This is a genomic window from Paraburkholderia sp. GAS348 (assembly GCF_050434205.1).
GTDB lineage: Bacteria > Pseudomonadota > Gammaproteobacteria > Burkholderiales > Burkholderiaceae > Paraburkholderia.
Window position 1 is genome coordinate 186,473 of the sequence record NZ_JBNPVT010000006.1, and the last position, 15,355, is coordinate 201,827.

11 protein-coding genes are annotated in these 15,355 nt (G+C 61.3%); 2 read left to right on the forward strand and 9 right to left on the reverse strand.

Going from position 1 to position 15,355, the window contains the following annotated elements; all coding sequences use genetic code 11:
- Nucleotides 1-412: 412 nt before the first annotated feature.
- From P3T22_RS13230 to P3T22_RS13240, 3 genes are all read right to left on the reverse strand, one after another.
- The gene (locus P3T22_RS13230; protein WP_429325188.1) at nucleotides 413-1,204 is read right to left on the reverse strand and encodes an SDR family NAD(P)-dependent oxidoreductase; all 792 of its coding nucleotides are present in this window, start codon (nucleotides 1,202-1,204) and stop codon (nucleotides 413-415) included.
- A 122-nt stretch (nucleotides 1,205-1,326) separates the two neighbouring features.
- The gene (locus P3T22_RS13235; protein WP_429325189.1) at nucleotides 1,327-2,664 is read right to left on the reverse strand and encodes an NADH:flavin oxidoreductase/NADH oxidase family protein; all 1,338 of its coding nucleotides are present in this window, start codon (nucleotides 2,662-2,664) and stop codon (nucleotides 1,327-1,329) included.
- Between the two features lie 366 nt (nucleotides 2,665-3,030).
- The gene (locus P3T22_RS13240; protein ID WP_429325190.1) at nucleotides 3,031-4,278 is read right to left on the reverse strand and encodes an NADH:flavin oxidoreductase/NADH oxidase family protein; all 1,248 of its coding nucleotides are present in this window, start codon (nucleotides 4,276-4,278) and stop codon (nucleotides 3,031-3,033) included.
- A gap of 152 nt (nucleotides 4,279-4,430) precedes the next feature.
- Between P3T22_RS13240 and P3T22_RS13245 the strand changes: the two genes are divergently transcribed.
- Both P3T22_RS13245 and P3T22_RS13250 read left to right on the forward strand, forming a co-directional pair.
- Nucleotides 4,431-5,096: a TetR/AcrR family transcriptional regulator gene (locus tag P3T22_RS13245; RefSeq protein WP_429325191.1), complete on the forward strand. Its 666-nt coding sequence runs from the start codon at nucleotides 4,431-4,433 to the stop codon at nucleotides 5,094-5,096.
- An 84-nt stretch (nucleotides 5,097-5,180) separates the two neighbouring features.
- Nucleotides 5,181-5,669, forward strand: a complete 489-nt coding sequence (locus P3T22_RS13250) for a VOC family protein (RefSeq protein ID WP_429325192.1) — start codon at nucleotides 5,181-5,183, stop codon at nucleotides 5,667-5,669.
- 78 nt (nucleotides 5,670-5,747) lie between these two features.
- Here P3T22_RS13250 and P3T22_RS13255 read toward each other — a convergent pair whose 3' ends face one another.
- From P3T22_RS13255 to P3T22_RS13280, 6 genes are read right to left on the reverse strand one after another with little or no spacing between them, the layout of a single operon-like run.
- Nucleotides 5,748-6,338, reverse strand: coding sequence for a PqiC family protein (locus P3T22_RS13255; protein WP_429325193.1), 591 nt, complete (start codon nucleotides 6,336-6,338; stop codon nucleotides 5,748-5,750).
- Nucleotides 6,335-7,945 carry an intermembrane transport protein PqiB gene (locus tag P3T22_RS13260; protein ID WP_063495817.1) on the reverse strand — a complete coding sequence of 537 codons (1,611 nt, stop codon included), beginning with the start codon at nucleotides 7,943-7,945 and terminating at the stop codon, nucleotides 6,335-6,337. The genes P3T22_RS13255 and P3T22_RS13260 overlap by 4 nt, the downstream gene beginning before the upstream one ends.
- On the reverse strand, nucleotides 7,938-9,227 hold the full coding sequence (locus tag P3T22_RS13265; protein WP_429325194.1) for a paraquat-inducible protein A: 1,290 nt from the start codon (nucleotides 9,225-9,227) through the stop codon (nucleotides 7,938-7,940). Before P3T22_RS13265 ends, P3T22_RS13260 begins: the two co-directional genes overlap by 8 nt.
- On the reverse strand, nucleotides 9,224-10,822 hold the full coding sequence (locus tag P3T22_RS13270; RefSeq protein WP_429325195.1) for an efflux transporter outer membrane subunit: 1,599 nt from the start codon (nucleotides 10,820-10,822) through the stop codon (nucleotides 9,224-9,226). Before P3T22_RS13270 ends, P3T22_RS13265 begins: the two co-directional genes overlap by 4 nt.
- Nucleotide 10,823: 1 nt before the next feature.
- A complete protein-coding gene (locus tag P3T22_RS13275) occupies nucleotides 10,824-14,063 on the reverse strand; it encodes an efflux RND transporter permease subunit (RefSeq protein WP_063495815.1) in 3,240 nt (1,079 codons plus the stop codon).
- 12 nt (nucleotides 14,064-14,075) lie between these two features.
- A complete protein-coding gene (locus tag P3T22_RS13280) occupies nucleotides 14,076-15,329 on the reverse strand; it encodes an efflux RND transporter periplasmic adaptor subunit (RefSeq protein WP_429325196.1) in 1,254 nt (417 codons plus the stop codon).
- Nucleotides 15,330-15,355: the final 26 nt, after the last annotated feature.

Below are 15,355 nucleotides of genomic sequence, written 5' to 3' on the forward strand. Positions count from 1 at the left end.
TGCTGTGCGGGTGACTTGATCCGGACGCAAGTGGCAAAATCCGACTTGACGCCCCTGCTAACGCGCTCGATCTCACGCACTCCATAAAACCCTATACACACTGGCACATGGGCACACGACGATTCCGTGGAGAGCCGCTTTGTGCGTGCATTTCTGTGGATGGGGTGTCGAAGCTAACGCAACCTGATTCCGGTATCCAACACCCAGAGTGCCAATACATCTTTTCTAGCTTCCGGGACCGAGCAATGGTGATGGGTAGCAGCTAGGCTAGTGTTCCGCCCCACTGCCACCGAACGTTTTGGGCTCGATCGTTAGGCACGGTGATTGGTCACCGCATCTGTAGATTGCACGTCGGGTGACACGCACCTACCGAAGTGGCGTCAGACGCCGAAACGATTGCTGTGCGCTCCCATCAATCAGGTGCTTTCGGTTTTTGAATCGGAGCGGCAAATATGCCACCGTCGACCATCAGTTCCGCACCGTTGACGTATGACGCATCATCCGATGCAAGATAGACAACTGCGGCAGCCACGTCTCGTGGGGTTCCAAGTCGCCCTGACGGTATCGCTGAAGCGAACATCTCATCCACACCTGTACCCGCTCCGAAACCGTAGTGGGCTTCGGTCATGGGCGTATGTATGACCCCAGGATGGATGGAATTGCAACGAATCGGCAGCCCCAGACTCGCGGCCTCGGCCATTGCACATTTAGTCATCAGCCTGACTGCGCCTTTAGAGGCGCCGTAAGCAATCTGATTCGCTGCGCCGATCATCCCCCCGAGCGAGGACAGGTTGATGATGGATCCGCCGCGCGTACCCATTGCAGCGAAACCGTGCTTGATGCCGAGGAATACGCCATCGGTGTTCACCGCAGACACACGATGAAAGTCCTCAAGGCTAGTTTGCGCTATGGACCGTACTACCAATATCCCGGCGTTGTTCACCAGTACGTCCAGAGCCCCGAGTTGACGTTCCGTTTCGGCAGCAACCATCGCCCAACTGGCAGGGTTCGAAACGTCGTGCTGCATCGCGATGCAGCCCCAACCCTCCTTGCGAATTGTATTCGCGGTCGCTCCCGCCGCCGCTTTATCAATATCCGTAAGGACAACCGTGGCACCCTCGCTCGCCATAGCGAATGAGATAGCCGCACCGATACCTCGCGCGCCGCCCGTTACCAGTGCTACCTTGCCGTTCAACTTACCCATGTGCATCCTCCGTTTTCAATGTCGTCCGTCACCTGTCGATGGATTGATGGATAGCGCACCAATCAAAGATACCACTCGGTATTGGAGATCCAAAATGTATTTACGATAGTGGCCATGGCAGACTATCGGTCAGACTCCAAAGCTCGCGCCACCCGACGCTCGCGATTGCTGCCCCGAACGAATGCCATCAGGAAATTCATCCTGGGATCAGCAGGAAGCCCGTCGGCTAAACGAAGAAGTTGCTCGTTATACCAATTCATTGTTCCAAAACCATTGATTGCCTTGAGGATCTTGATCGGAGAGTGCGGCCCGAGAAGTCCAGGCCCTAACCGCAGCCGATGTTCCCACGGCTCGAATTGATCGAGGTCGCCCTTCAATAGCTCGGACGGAGCTTCTGGATAGAGACATAGCGGTCGTCCCAATCCAATCAAGTCGATACCATCGTCGGTAATCGCCTGAGCCATGCCCTTCGCCGTGCGGAAACCTCCGGTAACCATGAGCTTGGCCCGACTGACACTGCGGCGGATCTCAGGCGCAAAACGAGAAAAGAAGGCCTCCCGTTCCTGAGTGGACCTGCTGATAGTGGGATCAAAAGAGGGTTCAAGCCCCTCAATGTTTGCCATCTTGGGCTGCTCATAGGTGCCCCCCGAGATCTCGATGAGATCGACCCCGGCCTCATCAAGCCAGCCCGCGACAATCTGACTGTCTTCGAAGCTGAAACCGCCGCGCTGAAAGTCCGCCGAATTGAGCTTGACGCCGATTGGAAAGTCGGCCCCGACGGTGGCCCGAATACGACCAACTGCCTCCAGTAGAAAGCGAGCTCGGCCGGCCAGGTTGCCACCCCAGCGGTCGCTTCGCAGATTGGTGAGGGGCGACAGGAACTGGGAGATGAGATAACCATGAGCGGCGTGCAGCTCCACACCGTCAAAGCCTGTCTGACGAGCCACCCCCGCGGCATGAGCGAACCGCTCGACGAGGTCCTCAATTTCGTCCGAGGTCAACGCTACCGGCGTCCCGAAACGATCGCCAGGCAAGTTCACCTTAACGGCGGAAGGGGCTTTGGGCGCAAGATTGATCGACTTCTGTGTCTGCCGGCCGGAATGCGACAATTGCATCCAGACCTGACCGCCGAATGCTTTTGCGGCCGATGACCACGCCTTGAGTGCCGCAAGAGCTTTGGTATCCTGATGACCTTGAATCACGACATTTGAGCCGTGCTCCAAATGCAGCCGATCCACCTGCACATTACCGGTGAAAAGCAGTCCCGGGCCCTTACGCGCGAACGTGCGATAGAGCGTCGCATGCTTTTCCGTCGCGCGATTGCGAGAATCGGCAAGGAATTCTGACATTGCACCCTTGACCAGGCGATTTGGCAGCCTCACGCCGCATGGCAATGTCAGAGGCTGACTCAGAATGTCCGAAGGGTTATGCGGCGTGCTGTAAGTGGCGATAGACTGCATATAAAGCTGACTCCATGTCCGTGAAAGTTGCGGTGCGCACGGCACGCGCCCGCGAAGGCTGAGATATCGTTCGACGCTCCACAGCCCAGTGGCTCCTCCTCGTACCGCTACGTCTCTGCTGGCTATCCGATCTTCGAGGTAGTCGAGGCGCACTCGCGACGACTGTTGGTTTACGTCAAAACAATACCATATAGAATTCAAATATCAAATGGTATTTTAATGCCATCCGACTCCATCGCTCCGTGGGTCAGGCTGGACAACGGGACGCACTCGCTCAGCGCCTTGTTCGCCGTTGGGCAGCGCGCGACATATTTCGGCCCGAGCCCAAGGATCACCCGCTCTGGTCGGGCGATCCGCGCTTCTGCATCAGGCCATGGCTCTATGCTGCAGCAGTGTGGCGATGATGCGAGTCTCGAGTTCGGTGAACTGCGCCACTGCATCTTCGCCATCTAACGACAGATCAGGATCAAGACCGTCTGCCAGCCGTTCGAGCTGCATGTTGTTCCACGGAAGTAGATGAAACGGATGGAGCGCAGCTTCGGGACTGGACGCACGATCGACTTCACCGGAGAGAATGCGCTTCGGCACTTCAGGATCTGCAATGATCGGACGGCCGAGTCCGATGAGATCCAGTTCGCCGCGCTCCAGCGATTCGATCATGGCTGCCGTCGTGCGAAATCCACCGACCACCATCACGGGCATCTTCGCCGCGGCGCGAACGGAGGCGGCAAAATCCACGAAAAATGCTTCGCGCCTGACGGTGCTTTCGCGCGGCGCGTCTTCTCCCTCGTCCATTAGCGTAAGGCCCGCGATCTTAGGCTGCTCGAGCGAACCGCCCGATAGCTCGAGCAGATCGAGCGAAGAATCGTTGAGCTTCTTCACGAGTTCGATGCACTCGGCATTGGTGAAGCCGCCCTTCTGAAAATCAGATGAATTGAGCTTGAGCGCAACCGGAAAGTCGGGACCAACGGCATTCCGAACCGCAGCCAACACCTCGAGTGCGAAACGGGAGCGATTTTCAAGCGAACCTCCCCAGCGGTCCGTGCGCCTGTTGGCGAGCGGGCTAAGGAACTGCGAGATCAGGTAACCGTGCGCCCCATGCAGCGAGACACCGGTGAAACCGGCCTCGTGCACTTTCCCGGCAGCGAAGGCGAATTGCCCGATGGCCCGCTGGATCTGCTCTTCCGTCATTTCGCGCGGCGTGGCGAACGAAAAGCCGGCACCCCGCATCACTTCGATATCGACCGATGACGGCGCGAGCGGCGATGCATTGATCGCACTTTGCACCTGTCGTCCGGTATGACTGAGTTGAGCCCAGAAATGCGCGCCTTCCGATGTTCCCGCAGCGGCGAGCCGTGCGAGTTGCTCCTGTCCACTCTCGTCGTCGACCACGATATTGCCGGGGCGCTCGAGATGCCAGCGGTCAACCTGGATATTGCCGGAGAGAAGCAGCCCGGCGCCAGAACGCGCCCAGCGCCGATACAACGCTTCGAGGCGCGGCGTCGAATGATTGTTGGCATCGGCCATGCCTTCGCTCATGGCGGCCTTGGCGAGGCGGTTTGCGAGAATGGCGCCGCTGGGTAGCCGCAGCGTTTGTGAAAGAAGCTTACTCATCTGAATGTCCATCAGGAAACGGTCACATGGAAACCGAGTCCTTTCCCCAAGAGGTAAAATCGACCCGGCACTGGAGCGACAGTGATCGCTGTCGTTCGTGGTATAGTGGTCGCTGTCGTATCATCCGTCAAGCAGATAAATGAGGGACACTTATGGTCAAGACCTGGTCGGATGACAATCCGAAAGCCGCGTTGATGTCGCGCAAGCGAACGATGATCGTCGACGCTGCGCTGCGGGCCTTCCTTGAAAACGGTTATGCCGAAAGCTCCGTCAATCGCATCGCGGCGGACGCCGGTGTGTCGATCAAGACGCTATACCGTCACTTCGAGAGCAAGGACGATCTGTTCAGCGCGGTGATGCAGGCGGCCTGCTCGCCTCCCGGCGCGCAGCCGACTGGCTCGTCAGAGCCGGCGGAACCGAGCGATCCACTCTGGTTTCAGGAACCTCCGGCCATCGCGTTGCCAATTGCAGGCAGCGACTATCTGCGGCACGCGCTTTCGGAGGAACAGTTGGCCCTCTATCGCGTAGTGACCCGAGATGCGCCCCGCTTCCCCGAGTTAGCTCGCCGCTATCGAGAAGAAGTCACAGGCATGCGCGACGCGTTGTTCGCGCGCTACCTGGACCGGTGGTTGCCTGTCACCGGCTGGAAAGTAGCTGACAGGTACGGAGCTGCAGCGGTCTTCGCGGCGCTACTCAAGGCTGGCCTTTTCGACGAGGCACTATTCGGTGTGGTAAGCGCCAGCGAGGAAGAGATCGCTGAACGTGCGGCCGATGCAGCCGCCCAAATGCTGGCTCTCATCGAAGGTGACCTGGTCTAGCATCGTTGCACTTATCTCTTTCTTGAAACAGATTTAATCCGCCAACCTGATATTTATCGATCGACCAATTTTATTGGAGGCTCCATGACCATTCTGCAGCTTGACCACTTCACCTTGCGCACCGCTAAAGTCGACGAGACCGCTGCATTCTTCCGTGACGCTATTGGAATGACAGAAGGCTGGCGCCCCGGATTCAGGTTTCCCGGCAGATGGATGTATGCCGGCGACCGGCCTTTGGTCCATATCGCCAACGTCGAAGCAAACAATGCGGAGATGACGGCATACCTGGGCGATCGCGCGGTGTCGCCCGGAGGCGGCTCGCTTGACCACATAGCGATGCGCTGTATCGGTCTGACGGACTATCAGAAACGCCTCAGCGCACTGGGCTTGCCATTCCAGGAACGAGTCGTTCCGGAACTTTCGGAGCACCAGCTCTTTGTTGAAGACCCGAACGGGATCAAGATCGAGTTACTGTTTCCCTACTCGCCCGACAACAAAATCATGGGGGATGCTCTCGGGAGCATGGATGTGCACGCGGTATCGCCCGTCGCGTCGCCTGCTTCGTCAAACTAAACAGACGCCGTCCGTGCCGGTAGCCTTGCGCTTTTCAACGAGCCGAGCGAACCCGCCCGGTCGGCAGGCTGACGCACATCATTGCGACGACGCCGGGCGGATCGACGCGGAGATGTCGCGGCTGACCGCGACGAGGGCCCGGCTGTAGGCAGCCACCAACGCATCGTAACCGGCGCCAGCACAGTGCTCTTGCACGGTGCTGCGGCCACTGCGCGGCGAACCTTTCCCGGGCGGCGACACCGACCACAACACGTCGACCGTCGCCGCATCGCCGAGCGCGCCGTCAAAGCGCTGGACATCGAGTTGCACCCGGTAGGCCGAGGCCGGATCGACGCCAATCGGGCGGGTGGACACGTACGCGCTGTCCAGCAGACGCGCGAGATCGGCGCGTATCACGTTCGGGATCTGGGTTTTCAAGGGATCCGCCCAACGGGCGAATTCGTCGATCTCGACCTTGCTGTCACTGGAGCGAACCACGATCTGCGGCCGGTCGACGAGTTCAGGCACCGTCACCACCCCGATCAGCACCGTGATCGGGGCGGCGGCGGGGGCGCTCGCCTGCGGCGCCTGGGGACTCAACGTATAGAACTCCGACTTCGGCGACGACGCACAACCGCACAACGCGGCGAGCGCCACCGCCATGGCAATGGGTAAGGATCGGCGCATCATTTCTTATCCTCCAGCTTGCCCCGGATCAGCGCCTCTGGATGGCGTTCGAGATAGTCCGCCAAGGTACGGAAGGCCGCCGCCGTGCGCGCCATTTCCTTCATGGCGTCGCCAGTGTTCTGCGCCAGCGCGGAGTCGGGCTGCAGCGCGCTATTCGCCGAATTCAGAGCCGTCTGGGCGGCCGAGAGCGTGTCACGCGCCTGCGGCATGACCTCGGTGCGCAACTCTTTGAGCAGGGCATCCGCTTCGGCCAGTGTCTTTTGCGCATTGTTGCCGATGCCTTCGAACGGAATCTTGTTCAGCTTCGCCACCAGACTGGCGACCGAATCCTGCAGTGACTGCAGTCCGCCCGGCACGGTCGGTATTTCCGGCGGCGTCGCGTTCCAGTCGATCCCGGCCTTGGCTGCAGTGGGGAAGAAATCGAGCGCGACATACAACTGCCCGGTCAACAGGTTGCCGGTTCGAAGCTGCGCGCGCAGGCCGAGTGCGACCAGCCTTTCCGCCAGCTGGTGGGGATCCGATGAGAGCCGGCCTCCGGACGCGCCAGACTGGTAACGCGACGTGAACCGCTCCGGATAAAGGCGCACCTCGACCGGAATGCTGAACTGCTTCGTGGCTTGATCGAAACGCGTATAGATCGCCGCCACCTCGCCCACCACGATGCCGCGGAAATCGACCGGCGCACCGATGGTCAGCCCGCGTACCGAGTCGTTAAAATTGAATACGTAGGTATCCACAATTTTGTCATGGCGCTTCATGGCCTCCGCACGATCCTCGAAAAGCGTGAATCGGGTACGAACCGCAGCCTCGGGCTGACTGCTCGTTTCCTCCGGCGTCTGAAATGCGAGACCGCCGATCAGGATCGCCACCAGCGACTGCGTATTGACCTTGATACCATTGGTGTCGAGCGACACATCGACACCGCTTGCATGCCAGAAGCGCGTATCGTTCTGCACGTACCTGTCATAGGGCGCGTTGATGAAGGCGTGCAGCGTGACGCCTTTGCCGTCCGGGTCGAGCGCGTATGAGGTGATCTGTCCGACCTGCAGGCGTCTGAAGAAGATGGGAGAGCCGACATCGAGCGATCCCATGTCATCGCTCTTCAATACGAACTCCCGCCCCGGCACGCCGCTGGCGAAGACCGGCGGCGACTCGAGTCCGACATAGTCGCGCCGCGACTTCGCTGAAGTACCCACATCCATGCCAATGAAGGAACCGGACAGCAGCGTGCCGATGCCCGACACCGTGCCTCCGGAAATCCGCGGGCGCACGACCCAGAAACGCGTATCGTCGAGCAGCATGCTCGATGCGTCCTTGACCAGTTCGGCGGTCGCGACAACGCTGCTGTGGTCTCTCGACAAGGTCACGCTCTTGACCACGCCAACATCCACGTTCTTGAACTTGATTTTGGTCTTGCCCGCTTCGAGACCTTCGCCGGTCGCGAAGCTGATGGTGACCGTCGGCCCCTGTTCGAGGACCGCCTTGACCGCAAGCCAGCCGCCGATCAGCACCGCGATGATCGGCACCAGCCAGACGACCTGCATGCGCCAGCGCGAGCGCGGCGTCGCTACCGCTTCGGGAAGCTCCGGCGGCCCGGGAGGTCTAGACATGATGATCCTCCGTTGCGTCCCAGATCAGGCGCGGGTCGAACGACATCGCCGCGAACATGGTCAGCACCACTACCGAACCGAACGCGACCGCGGCGGGTCCCGCCTGGATCGTGGCGAGCGCGTTGAACTGCACGAGCGCGACCAGAATGGTGATGACATAGATATCGAGCATCGACCAGCGGCCGACCAGCTCCACTAGCCGATAGATGCGGGTTCGTTGCTGCAACAGCGTGTTCGAGCGCAGCTGTGTGGAGATCACAAGGTAAATGAGCGCAATGATCTTGAGCATCGGCACAGCGATGCTCGCAATAAACACCACCGCGGCAAGCGGCCACGCCCCCGAGGTCCATAGGTAGACGACACCGCTCAATATCGTGTCTTTCTCGGAGCCGAACAGCGAACTGGTGTTCATGACAGGCAACACGTTCGCCGGGATATACAGCACCATGGCAGCAATCAGGAACGCCCAGGTCCGCGCGAAGCTATCGGGTTTGCGCGTGTGAAGATGCGCACCGCAGCGCGGACAGCCGGCGTCATGCAGGTAGCCGCGCGAATGCACCAGCAACCCGCAACTGTGACAACTCAGCAGACCGCAACGCATGGCGGTGGGTGCGGATGACCCCGCGGCCTCGTGCAGATCGGTGACAAAAGCTTCGCGTTCGCCCATCCGCTGCCAGAGCGCGCGCGGATCGAACGCCGAATTGGCCGCCGCCAGCAGCAGCATCAGCGCACCGAACGACCAGAGCGCAACGCCCGGCACGACGCTCGCAATGTGCGCCAGTTTGACCAGCGCCACCAGCATGCCGAGGATCAGCACCTCGGTCATGCCCCACGGCCGCGCCAGATGCATCAGGCGAAATACGATGTCGACTCCGTACGGCCGGCGGTGAAGCCACAGCGGCACCAGCAGATACGTCATCGTCGTCATCTGCAGCAACGGCATCAGTAACGTCGTGGCGAACACCAGTCCCGCAAGCGGCCACATGCCGTCGTTGTACAGGATGCGGACGGCACCGAGCAACGTCGTCTCCACGAGATCCCCATTGACCGCCAGGCCGACAATCGGATACAGGTTGCTGATCACGAACAGCACGGCCGAGGCGAGCGTAAAGGCGAGCGCCCGATCGACGCTGTCTGGACGAGCGCGATACAGTTCCGCCTGACAGCGGCAGCAGCGCAGAACGCCATCGCGCGGCAGCGCCGTTTCGCGTTGCAGCAGATCGCATTCGTGGCAGGCAATGAGACGCGTCGGGGTCGCCGCGCTTGTCACGGTGGGGGTCATTTGGGCTGCTCCGCACCTGGCACTGTCTCCGCCGGATTAGCCGGTGGATTAGCCGGTGGATTAGCCGGTGGATTAGCCGGTGGATTAGCCGATGGATTAGCTGAAGGACTAGCCGACGGGTTTGCCGCTTGAGCGGCCACCTGCGCCACACTGCGCTGCCCCATCACCCGCCCCGTCATCGCCTCGGCCTGCACGACCCACCCGCCGCCCATCGCCTTGTAAAGACCGATCAGCGAGCTGAACACCAGGCCATTGGTCTGCGTATAGCTGAGCTGCGCGTTGAACAGGCTGCGCTCGGCGTCGAGCACCTCGATGTAGCTCGTGTAGCCACCTTCGAAACGCAGCCGCGCGAGCCGCGCGTATGTACGCAACGCCTCCACCTGGCGCGCCTGCACGATCAGTTGTTCGCGCGACTTCTGCAGCGCGATGAGCGCATCGTCGACTTCCTGGAACGCGGTTTGAATCGCCTGCTGATACTGGATCAGCGCCTGTTGCTGTTGCGCCTCGGCCTGGCTGACCTGACCGCCGATGCTGCCCGCCGTAAAGATCGGCACGGTCAACGAGCCGGCGTACGACCAGACGCGCGCAGGCCCGGTGAACAGCTTCGAGAACTGTCCGCTCGTCGAGCCGAACAGACCCGTCAGCGAGATTTGCGGAAAATACAGCGCGCGCGCCGCGCCGATCAGCGCATTGGCGGCGACGAGGTTTTGCTCGGCCTGCAGCAGATCGGGACGGCGCTCCAGCAGATCGGACGGCAGACCGGCAGGCACCACAGGCAACACCAGTTCGGTCAGCTCGCGGCCGCGCAGAATCGGGCCCGGGTTGCGCCCGAGCAGCACCGACAACGCGTCTTCCTGCTGCGCGATCTGCGCCTCGAGTTGCGGAATCGTCGCGAGCGAGGCTTCATATTCGGACTGGCTCTGCGCGAGTTCCATCTGCGAGACATCGCCGCCGGAGAAACGCGCCTGGAATACTTTGACCGATCCCGCGCGGCTGTCGGTGGTCGCTCTCGCGATCGCCAGCTGCTGGTCGAGATCACGCAGATTGATGTAAGCGGTGGCCACCGAAGCAACCAGCGAGAGAATCGTCGCGCGACGGCCTTCCTCGCTCGCGAGCAGGCTCGCACGCGCCGACTCGGTCTCTCGGCGTACCCGCCCAAAGAGGTCCAGCTCCCACGCCACGGTCAACGGCGCCGAAAACGCGTTGTAGACGGGACCAAAGCCCGCGGGCAACGGTGTCGGCCCGGACTGGGAAGCACGCTGACGCGACGCGTCGAAGCCGGCGCTGATCTGCGGAAACAGCGCCGAGCGTGTCGTCACGAACTGACCGAGAAACTGGTCGACTCGGGCCGCCGCGATCTTCACATCCTTGTTGTCCGCGAGCGCCGCCAGAATCAGATCGTTCAGAACCGGGTCCTGAAACTGCTCCCACCACGGCGCGTTGGCCACCTCAGCGGTTTCACCGGCTTCGAAACGAAAGTTCGCGGGCGTCGCCACATTCGGGCGCACGTAGTCAGGACCGAACAGGCAACCGCCCAGTCCCATTGCGAGCAGCAAGGCGGGGACCACGCGCAGCGGGAACGCAGAGGCTCGCATGTCAGTCGCCCTCATGCTGCGCGGACGGCGTGGTCGCGGCACCGCCGCCGGATCCCGTGGGCGCAACCGGACCTGTGCCGTCGCCCATCGCAGGGCCACCGCTCGCCCCCGGCGTCTTCTTGCCGCCGCTCTTTTCCGACATGGTTTCGAGCACGTAGAAGAACATCGGAATAAAGAACACCGCGATTACCGTCGCGCCGAGCATGCCGCCGATCACCCCGGTGCCGATCGAATGCCGGCTGTTGGCCGACGCGCCAAGCGCAATGGCAAGCGGCACGCAACCGAGAATGAACGCGAGCGAGGTCATCACGATCGGCCGCAGCCGCTCGGTTGCCGCCGTGACCGCCGCGTCGTATACCGACTCGCCGGCCTCGCGATTAAGCACCGCGAACTCGAAGATCAGAATTGCGTTCTTGGCTGCGAGCGCGACCAGCATGGTCAAGCCGATCTGGAAGTACACGTCGTTCTCAAGCCCACGCAACAGAATCGCGAGCAGCGCGCCGAACAACGCGAACGGCACCGCCAGCAACACACCGAACGGCAAGCTCCACTTCTCGTATTGCGCGGCGAGAATCAGGAACACCATCACGAGGCCAAACACGAACACGAGCCCCGAGGTGCCACCCGATTGCCGCGCTTCGTAAGCCTCACCGCTCCAGCCCACGCCGTAGCCCGACGGCATCACCTGATCGGCCACTTCCTCGAGTGCATTGATGACTTGCCCGGAGCTGTATCCCGGCGCGCCGTTCGCCGTGATCTTGACTGCCGGAAAGTTGTTAAACCGCGTGACCAGATCCGGGCCGGTGACGTACCTGGAGTTCACCACCGCCTTCAGCGGCACCATGTTGTTCGTCTTGCTGCGTACGTAAAGCTGGCTCAGATCCTGCGGCGTCAGTCGGTACTGCGGCTCGGCCTGCAGGATGACCTGCCACAGCCTGCTCGAACGGTTGAACTGCGAGACGTAGAGCGAGCCGAACATCGTCTGCATCGCGCTATACACTTCCTCGATCGGTACGCCGAGCGTTTCCGACTTGTCGCGATCAACGTCGACCAGCAACTGCTGCGACGACGCATTGAAAGTGGACGTGACACGCGCCAGTTCCGGCCGGCTTTTCGCCTTTGCCACGAAGTCGTCCACCACCCCGGCGAGCTGCGCGATGGTTGCATCGCCCTTGCTCTGAATCCACATCTCAGTGCCGCCGGTCGTGCCAAGACCCGGAATCGACGGCGGATTGACCGGCAGGATGATCCCTTCCTTCACCGTGGAGAGATTCTTGTAGGCGTCGATCAACACCGCCTTCGCATTCTGGGTCTTGATATTGGCAAACTTGTAGCGCTCATCGAAACTCTTGAAGCCGATGAAAAACGCACTAGCGTTATTCTTGTTCTGACTGTCCAGCAGGCTGAAGCCGTCGACGATCGTCACGCTGCTTACCGCCGGCTGTTTCATGAAGTAATCGGTGACGCGTTGCGACACGTCGCCGGTTCGATCCAGACTCGCCGCGTCCGGCATGATGATCGCGCCGAGCAGATAGCCCTGATCTTCAGGCGGCAGGAACGAAGTCGGAATGGTGCGCATCATCACCACCGCCAGCGCGGCCATGCCGACAAACAGCAACAATGCGACCACGAAGCGTTTGATCACCAGTTTGACCACGGACGTGTAGCTGTCCGTCATCTTCTCGAAGTTCCTGTCGAACCATTTGAAGAACCCTTTCTTCTCATGGTGGCCGGGCTTCAGCAGCAACGCGGCCAGCGCCGGTGACAGCGTCAGCGCGACCACCCCGGAGAAAATGACCGAGATCGCGATGGTGATGGCGAACTGCTTGTACAACTGCCCCGTAATGCCGCCGAGAAACGCCACCGGCACAAACACCGCGCACAGCACGAGCACGATCGCGACAACCGGGCCGGCCACTTCGTCCATCGCGCGCCTCGCGGCATCCTTCGGACTCAGCTTGTGGACATTCATATTCCGCTCGACGTTCTCGATCACCACGATCGCGTCGTCCACCACGATGCCGATCGCGAGGACCATGCCGAACAGCGTCAGCATATTGATCGAGAAGCCGAGCGCGAGCATGCCCATGAAGGTGCCCATGATCGACACCGGCACCGCCAGAACCGGAATCAGCGTGGCACGCAGACTTTGCAGGAACACGAACACCACGATCACGACCAGCACGAGCGCTTCAAAGAACGTGTGCACGACATCCGTGATCGACGCTCGCGTAAAATCGGTCGTGTCCATGGCGATGCTGTAGTCGAGCCCTTCCGGAAAGGTCTTTTTCATCTCGGTGAGGGTCGCGTGCACCTGCTTCGAGACGTCGAGCGCATTGGCGCCAGGCTGCTGATACACCGCGATCACAGTGGCCGGCTTGCCCTGAAAGCGGCTACGGATCGAATAATCCTTCTGCCCCAGTTCGGCGCGGCCGACGTCCTTCAACCGGACGATCGCGGCATCGCCACTGGCCGCCCGGATGATGATGTTGTCGAACTCCGCGGGGTCGCTCAAGCGGCCCGTGGTGGTCACGGCAAACGACTGCTCGACCGGTGCGCCGGTGGGCGACTGCCCGAGACGGCCTACCGCGAATTGCTGGTTCTGATTGGCGACCGCGCGTTGCACGTCACCCGCGGTGATGCCCAGTTGCGCCATGCGGTCTGGCTTGAGCCAGATGCGCATCGCGTAATCCGGCGTGCCGAAGATAGACGATTGATTCGCACCCGGGATGCGCTTGAGCGCATCCAGGACGTAGATGTTCGCGTAGTTGGCGATATAGGTCGCGTCGTAGCGATCGCTCGGCGAATAGATCGCGATCACCATCATGAACGCCGACGACTTCTTCTGCACCTGAATGCCTTGCGACTGCACCGAAGAGGGCAGTTGCGGCAGCGCGAGGTTCACGCGGTTCTGCACGTCGACCTGCGCCAATTCCGGATTGGTGCCGATCTGGAAGTACGCGTTGACGGTCAGATTGCCCGTGGATGAACTCGACGAGTTCATGTAGATCATGTTGTCCGCGCCGTTCACCTGCTGCTCGATCGGTGCGGCCACGTTGTTGGCCACCACGTCGGCGCTGGCGCCTGGGTAGTTTGCCGAGATGGTGATCTGCGGCGGCGTGACGTCCGGATACTGCGCGATCGGCAGGTTGAACATCGCCACCGCGCCGCCAAGCGTGATGACAATCGAAATCACTGACGCAAAAATCGGGCGGTCGATGCAGTAACGGGAGATATTCATGTCGCAACCCCCTTACTGCGTGGCAGTCGTGGCAGTCGCGGCAGCCGTGGCGGTCGTGGCAGCCGGGTGCTCCTTCGAACTGCCATCGCCCCCCGCTGGCGCATCGAGCGCAGCGGGGGCAGCGGGGGCAGCGGGCGCGGCCGGCGCCGCGACGATTTTCAGCGGCACATCGGCGGCCACACGGATCGCGCCGTCCACCACCACCCGCTCACCCGGCTGCAACCCCTGGGTGATGAACCAGTCGTCGCCATGCCATTCGCCCACTTCCACGACCCGCTGATGGGCCTTCGAATCGTTGTCGACCACCCACACGAAGTGGCTCTTCGAGCCCTGCAATACCGCACGTTGCGGCACGAGGATCGCGTTCGGGCGCGTGGCGCCGGACACGCGGGCCCGCACGAACTGGCCGGGACGCAAGGTGCCTTGCGGATTGGCGAAAGACGCCCGCACGAGGAACGTGCCGGTCTCATTGCTGAAAGCAGGATTGGTGAAGCTGATATGGCCGTGCTCCGGAAACTCGGTGCCATCCGCCAGGATCACCGTCACCTCGAAATCCTGATTGGCCGGAACCCGCAGGTGGCCTTTCGCGATGTCGTCGCGGAACTTCAGCAACTCGTTTTCCGAAATGCTGAAGTTGACCCACATCGGATCGAGTTGATAGACATAGGTGAGCAGCCCCGACGCCGAGGCGGTGACAAAGCTGCCGTCCTGTTGCCTCGCGAAGCTGGATAAGCCGGTGAGCGGTGACTTGATCGTCGTGTAGCCAAGGTTCAACTGCGCGGTTTGCACCTGGCCAAGTGCTGCCAGCACCGCAGCTTCAGCCTGCTTTTCATTGCCTGTCGCGTCGTCGAGATCCTTCTGGCTCAACGCATTTTGTGCGGCCAGCGGAATCACGCGCGCGAGATTTGCCTTCGCGACCGTCAGGCGCGCCTGCTGCTGTGCAAGCTGGCCTTTCGCCGTTTGCAGCGCGGCCTCGAAGGGCTTCGCGTCCATCTGGAAGAGCGTCTGCCCGGCGTGAACCATTTGCCCTTCGGTATAGAGCCGCTTGTCGAGAAAACCGTCCACGCGCGCACGAATCTCGACCTCGCGTGAACTCTGGGTTTGTGCGGTGTATTCGAAATCGACGGGCGTGTCGCGCTGCGTCACCGGCATCACGGTGACCTCGATCGCGCCGGCGGCCGGCAGCGTAGCGGCTTTGTGGCAGGCGGCGCACAGCGCAAGCGCGGCGAGCCCGGCAATCGCGAAACCTAGGCGGTTCCTGCTCATGGCTGTCACTCCCGTCCCGATCGATG

What these genes read in the sequence shown, in the direction of transcription:
- P3T22_RS13235 (WP_429325189.1), bottom strand. Translation starts at nt 2,664, where the DNA reads ATGCAGTCTATCGCCACTTACAGCACGCCGCATAACCCTTCGGACATT.
- P3T22_RS13265 (WP_429325194.1), bottom strand. Translation starts at nt 9,227, where the DNA reads ATGACCCCCACCGTGACAAGCGCGGCGACCCCGACGCGTCTCATTGCC.
- P3T22_RS13275 (WP_063495815.1), bottom strand. Translation starts at nt 14,063, where the DNA reads ATGAATATCTCCCGTTACTGCATCGACCGCCCGATTTTTGCGTCAGTG.
- P3T22_RS13260 (WP_063495817.1), bottom strand. Translation starts at nt 7,945, where the DNA reads ATGTCTAGACCTCCCGGGCCGCCGGAGCTTCCCGAAGCGGTAGCGACG.
- P3T22_RS13250 (WP_429325192.1), top strand. Translation starts at nt 5,181, where the DNA reads ATGACCATTCTGCAGCTTGACCACTTCACCTTGCGCACCGCTAAAGTC.
- P3T22_RS13255 (WP_429325193.1), bottom strand. Translation starts at nt 6,338, where the DNA reads ATGATGCGCCGATCCTTACCCATTGCCATGGCGGTGGCGCTCGCCGCG.
- P3T22_RS13270 (WP_429325195.1), bottom strand. Translation starts at nt 10,822, where the DNA reads ATGCGAGCCTCTGCGTTCCCGCTGCGCGTGGTCCCCGCCTTGCTGCTC.
- P3T22_RS13240 (WP_429325190.1), bottom strand. Translation starts at nt 4,278, where the DNA reads ATGAGTAAGCTTCTTTCACAAACGCTGCGGCTACCCAGCGGCGCCATT.
- P3T22_RS13230 (WP_429325188.1), bottom strand. Translation starts at nt 1,204, where the DNA reads ATGGGTAAGTTGAACGGCAAGGTAGCACTGGTAACGGGCGGCGCGCGA.
- P3T22_RS13280 (WP_429325196.1), bottom strand. Translation starts at nt 15,329, where the DNA reads ATGAGCAGGAACCGCCTAGGTTTCGCGATTGCCGGGCTCGCCGCGCTT.
- P3T22_RS13245 (WP_429325191.1), top strand. Translation starts at nt 4,431, where the DNA reads ATGGTCAAGACCTGGTCGGATGACAATCCGAAAGCCGCGTTGATGTCG.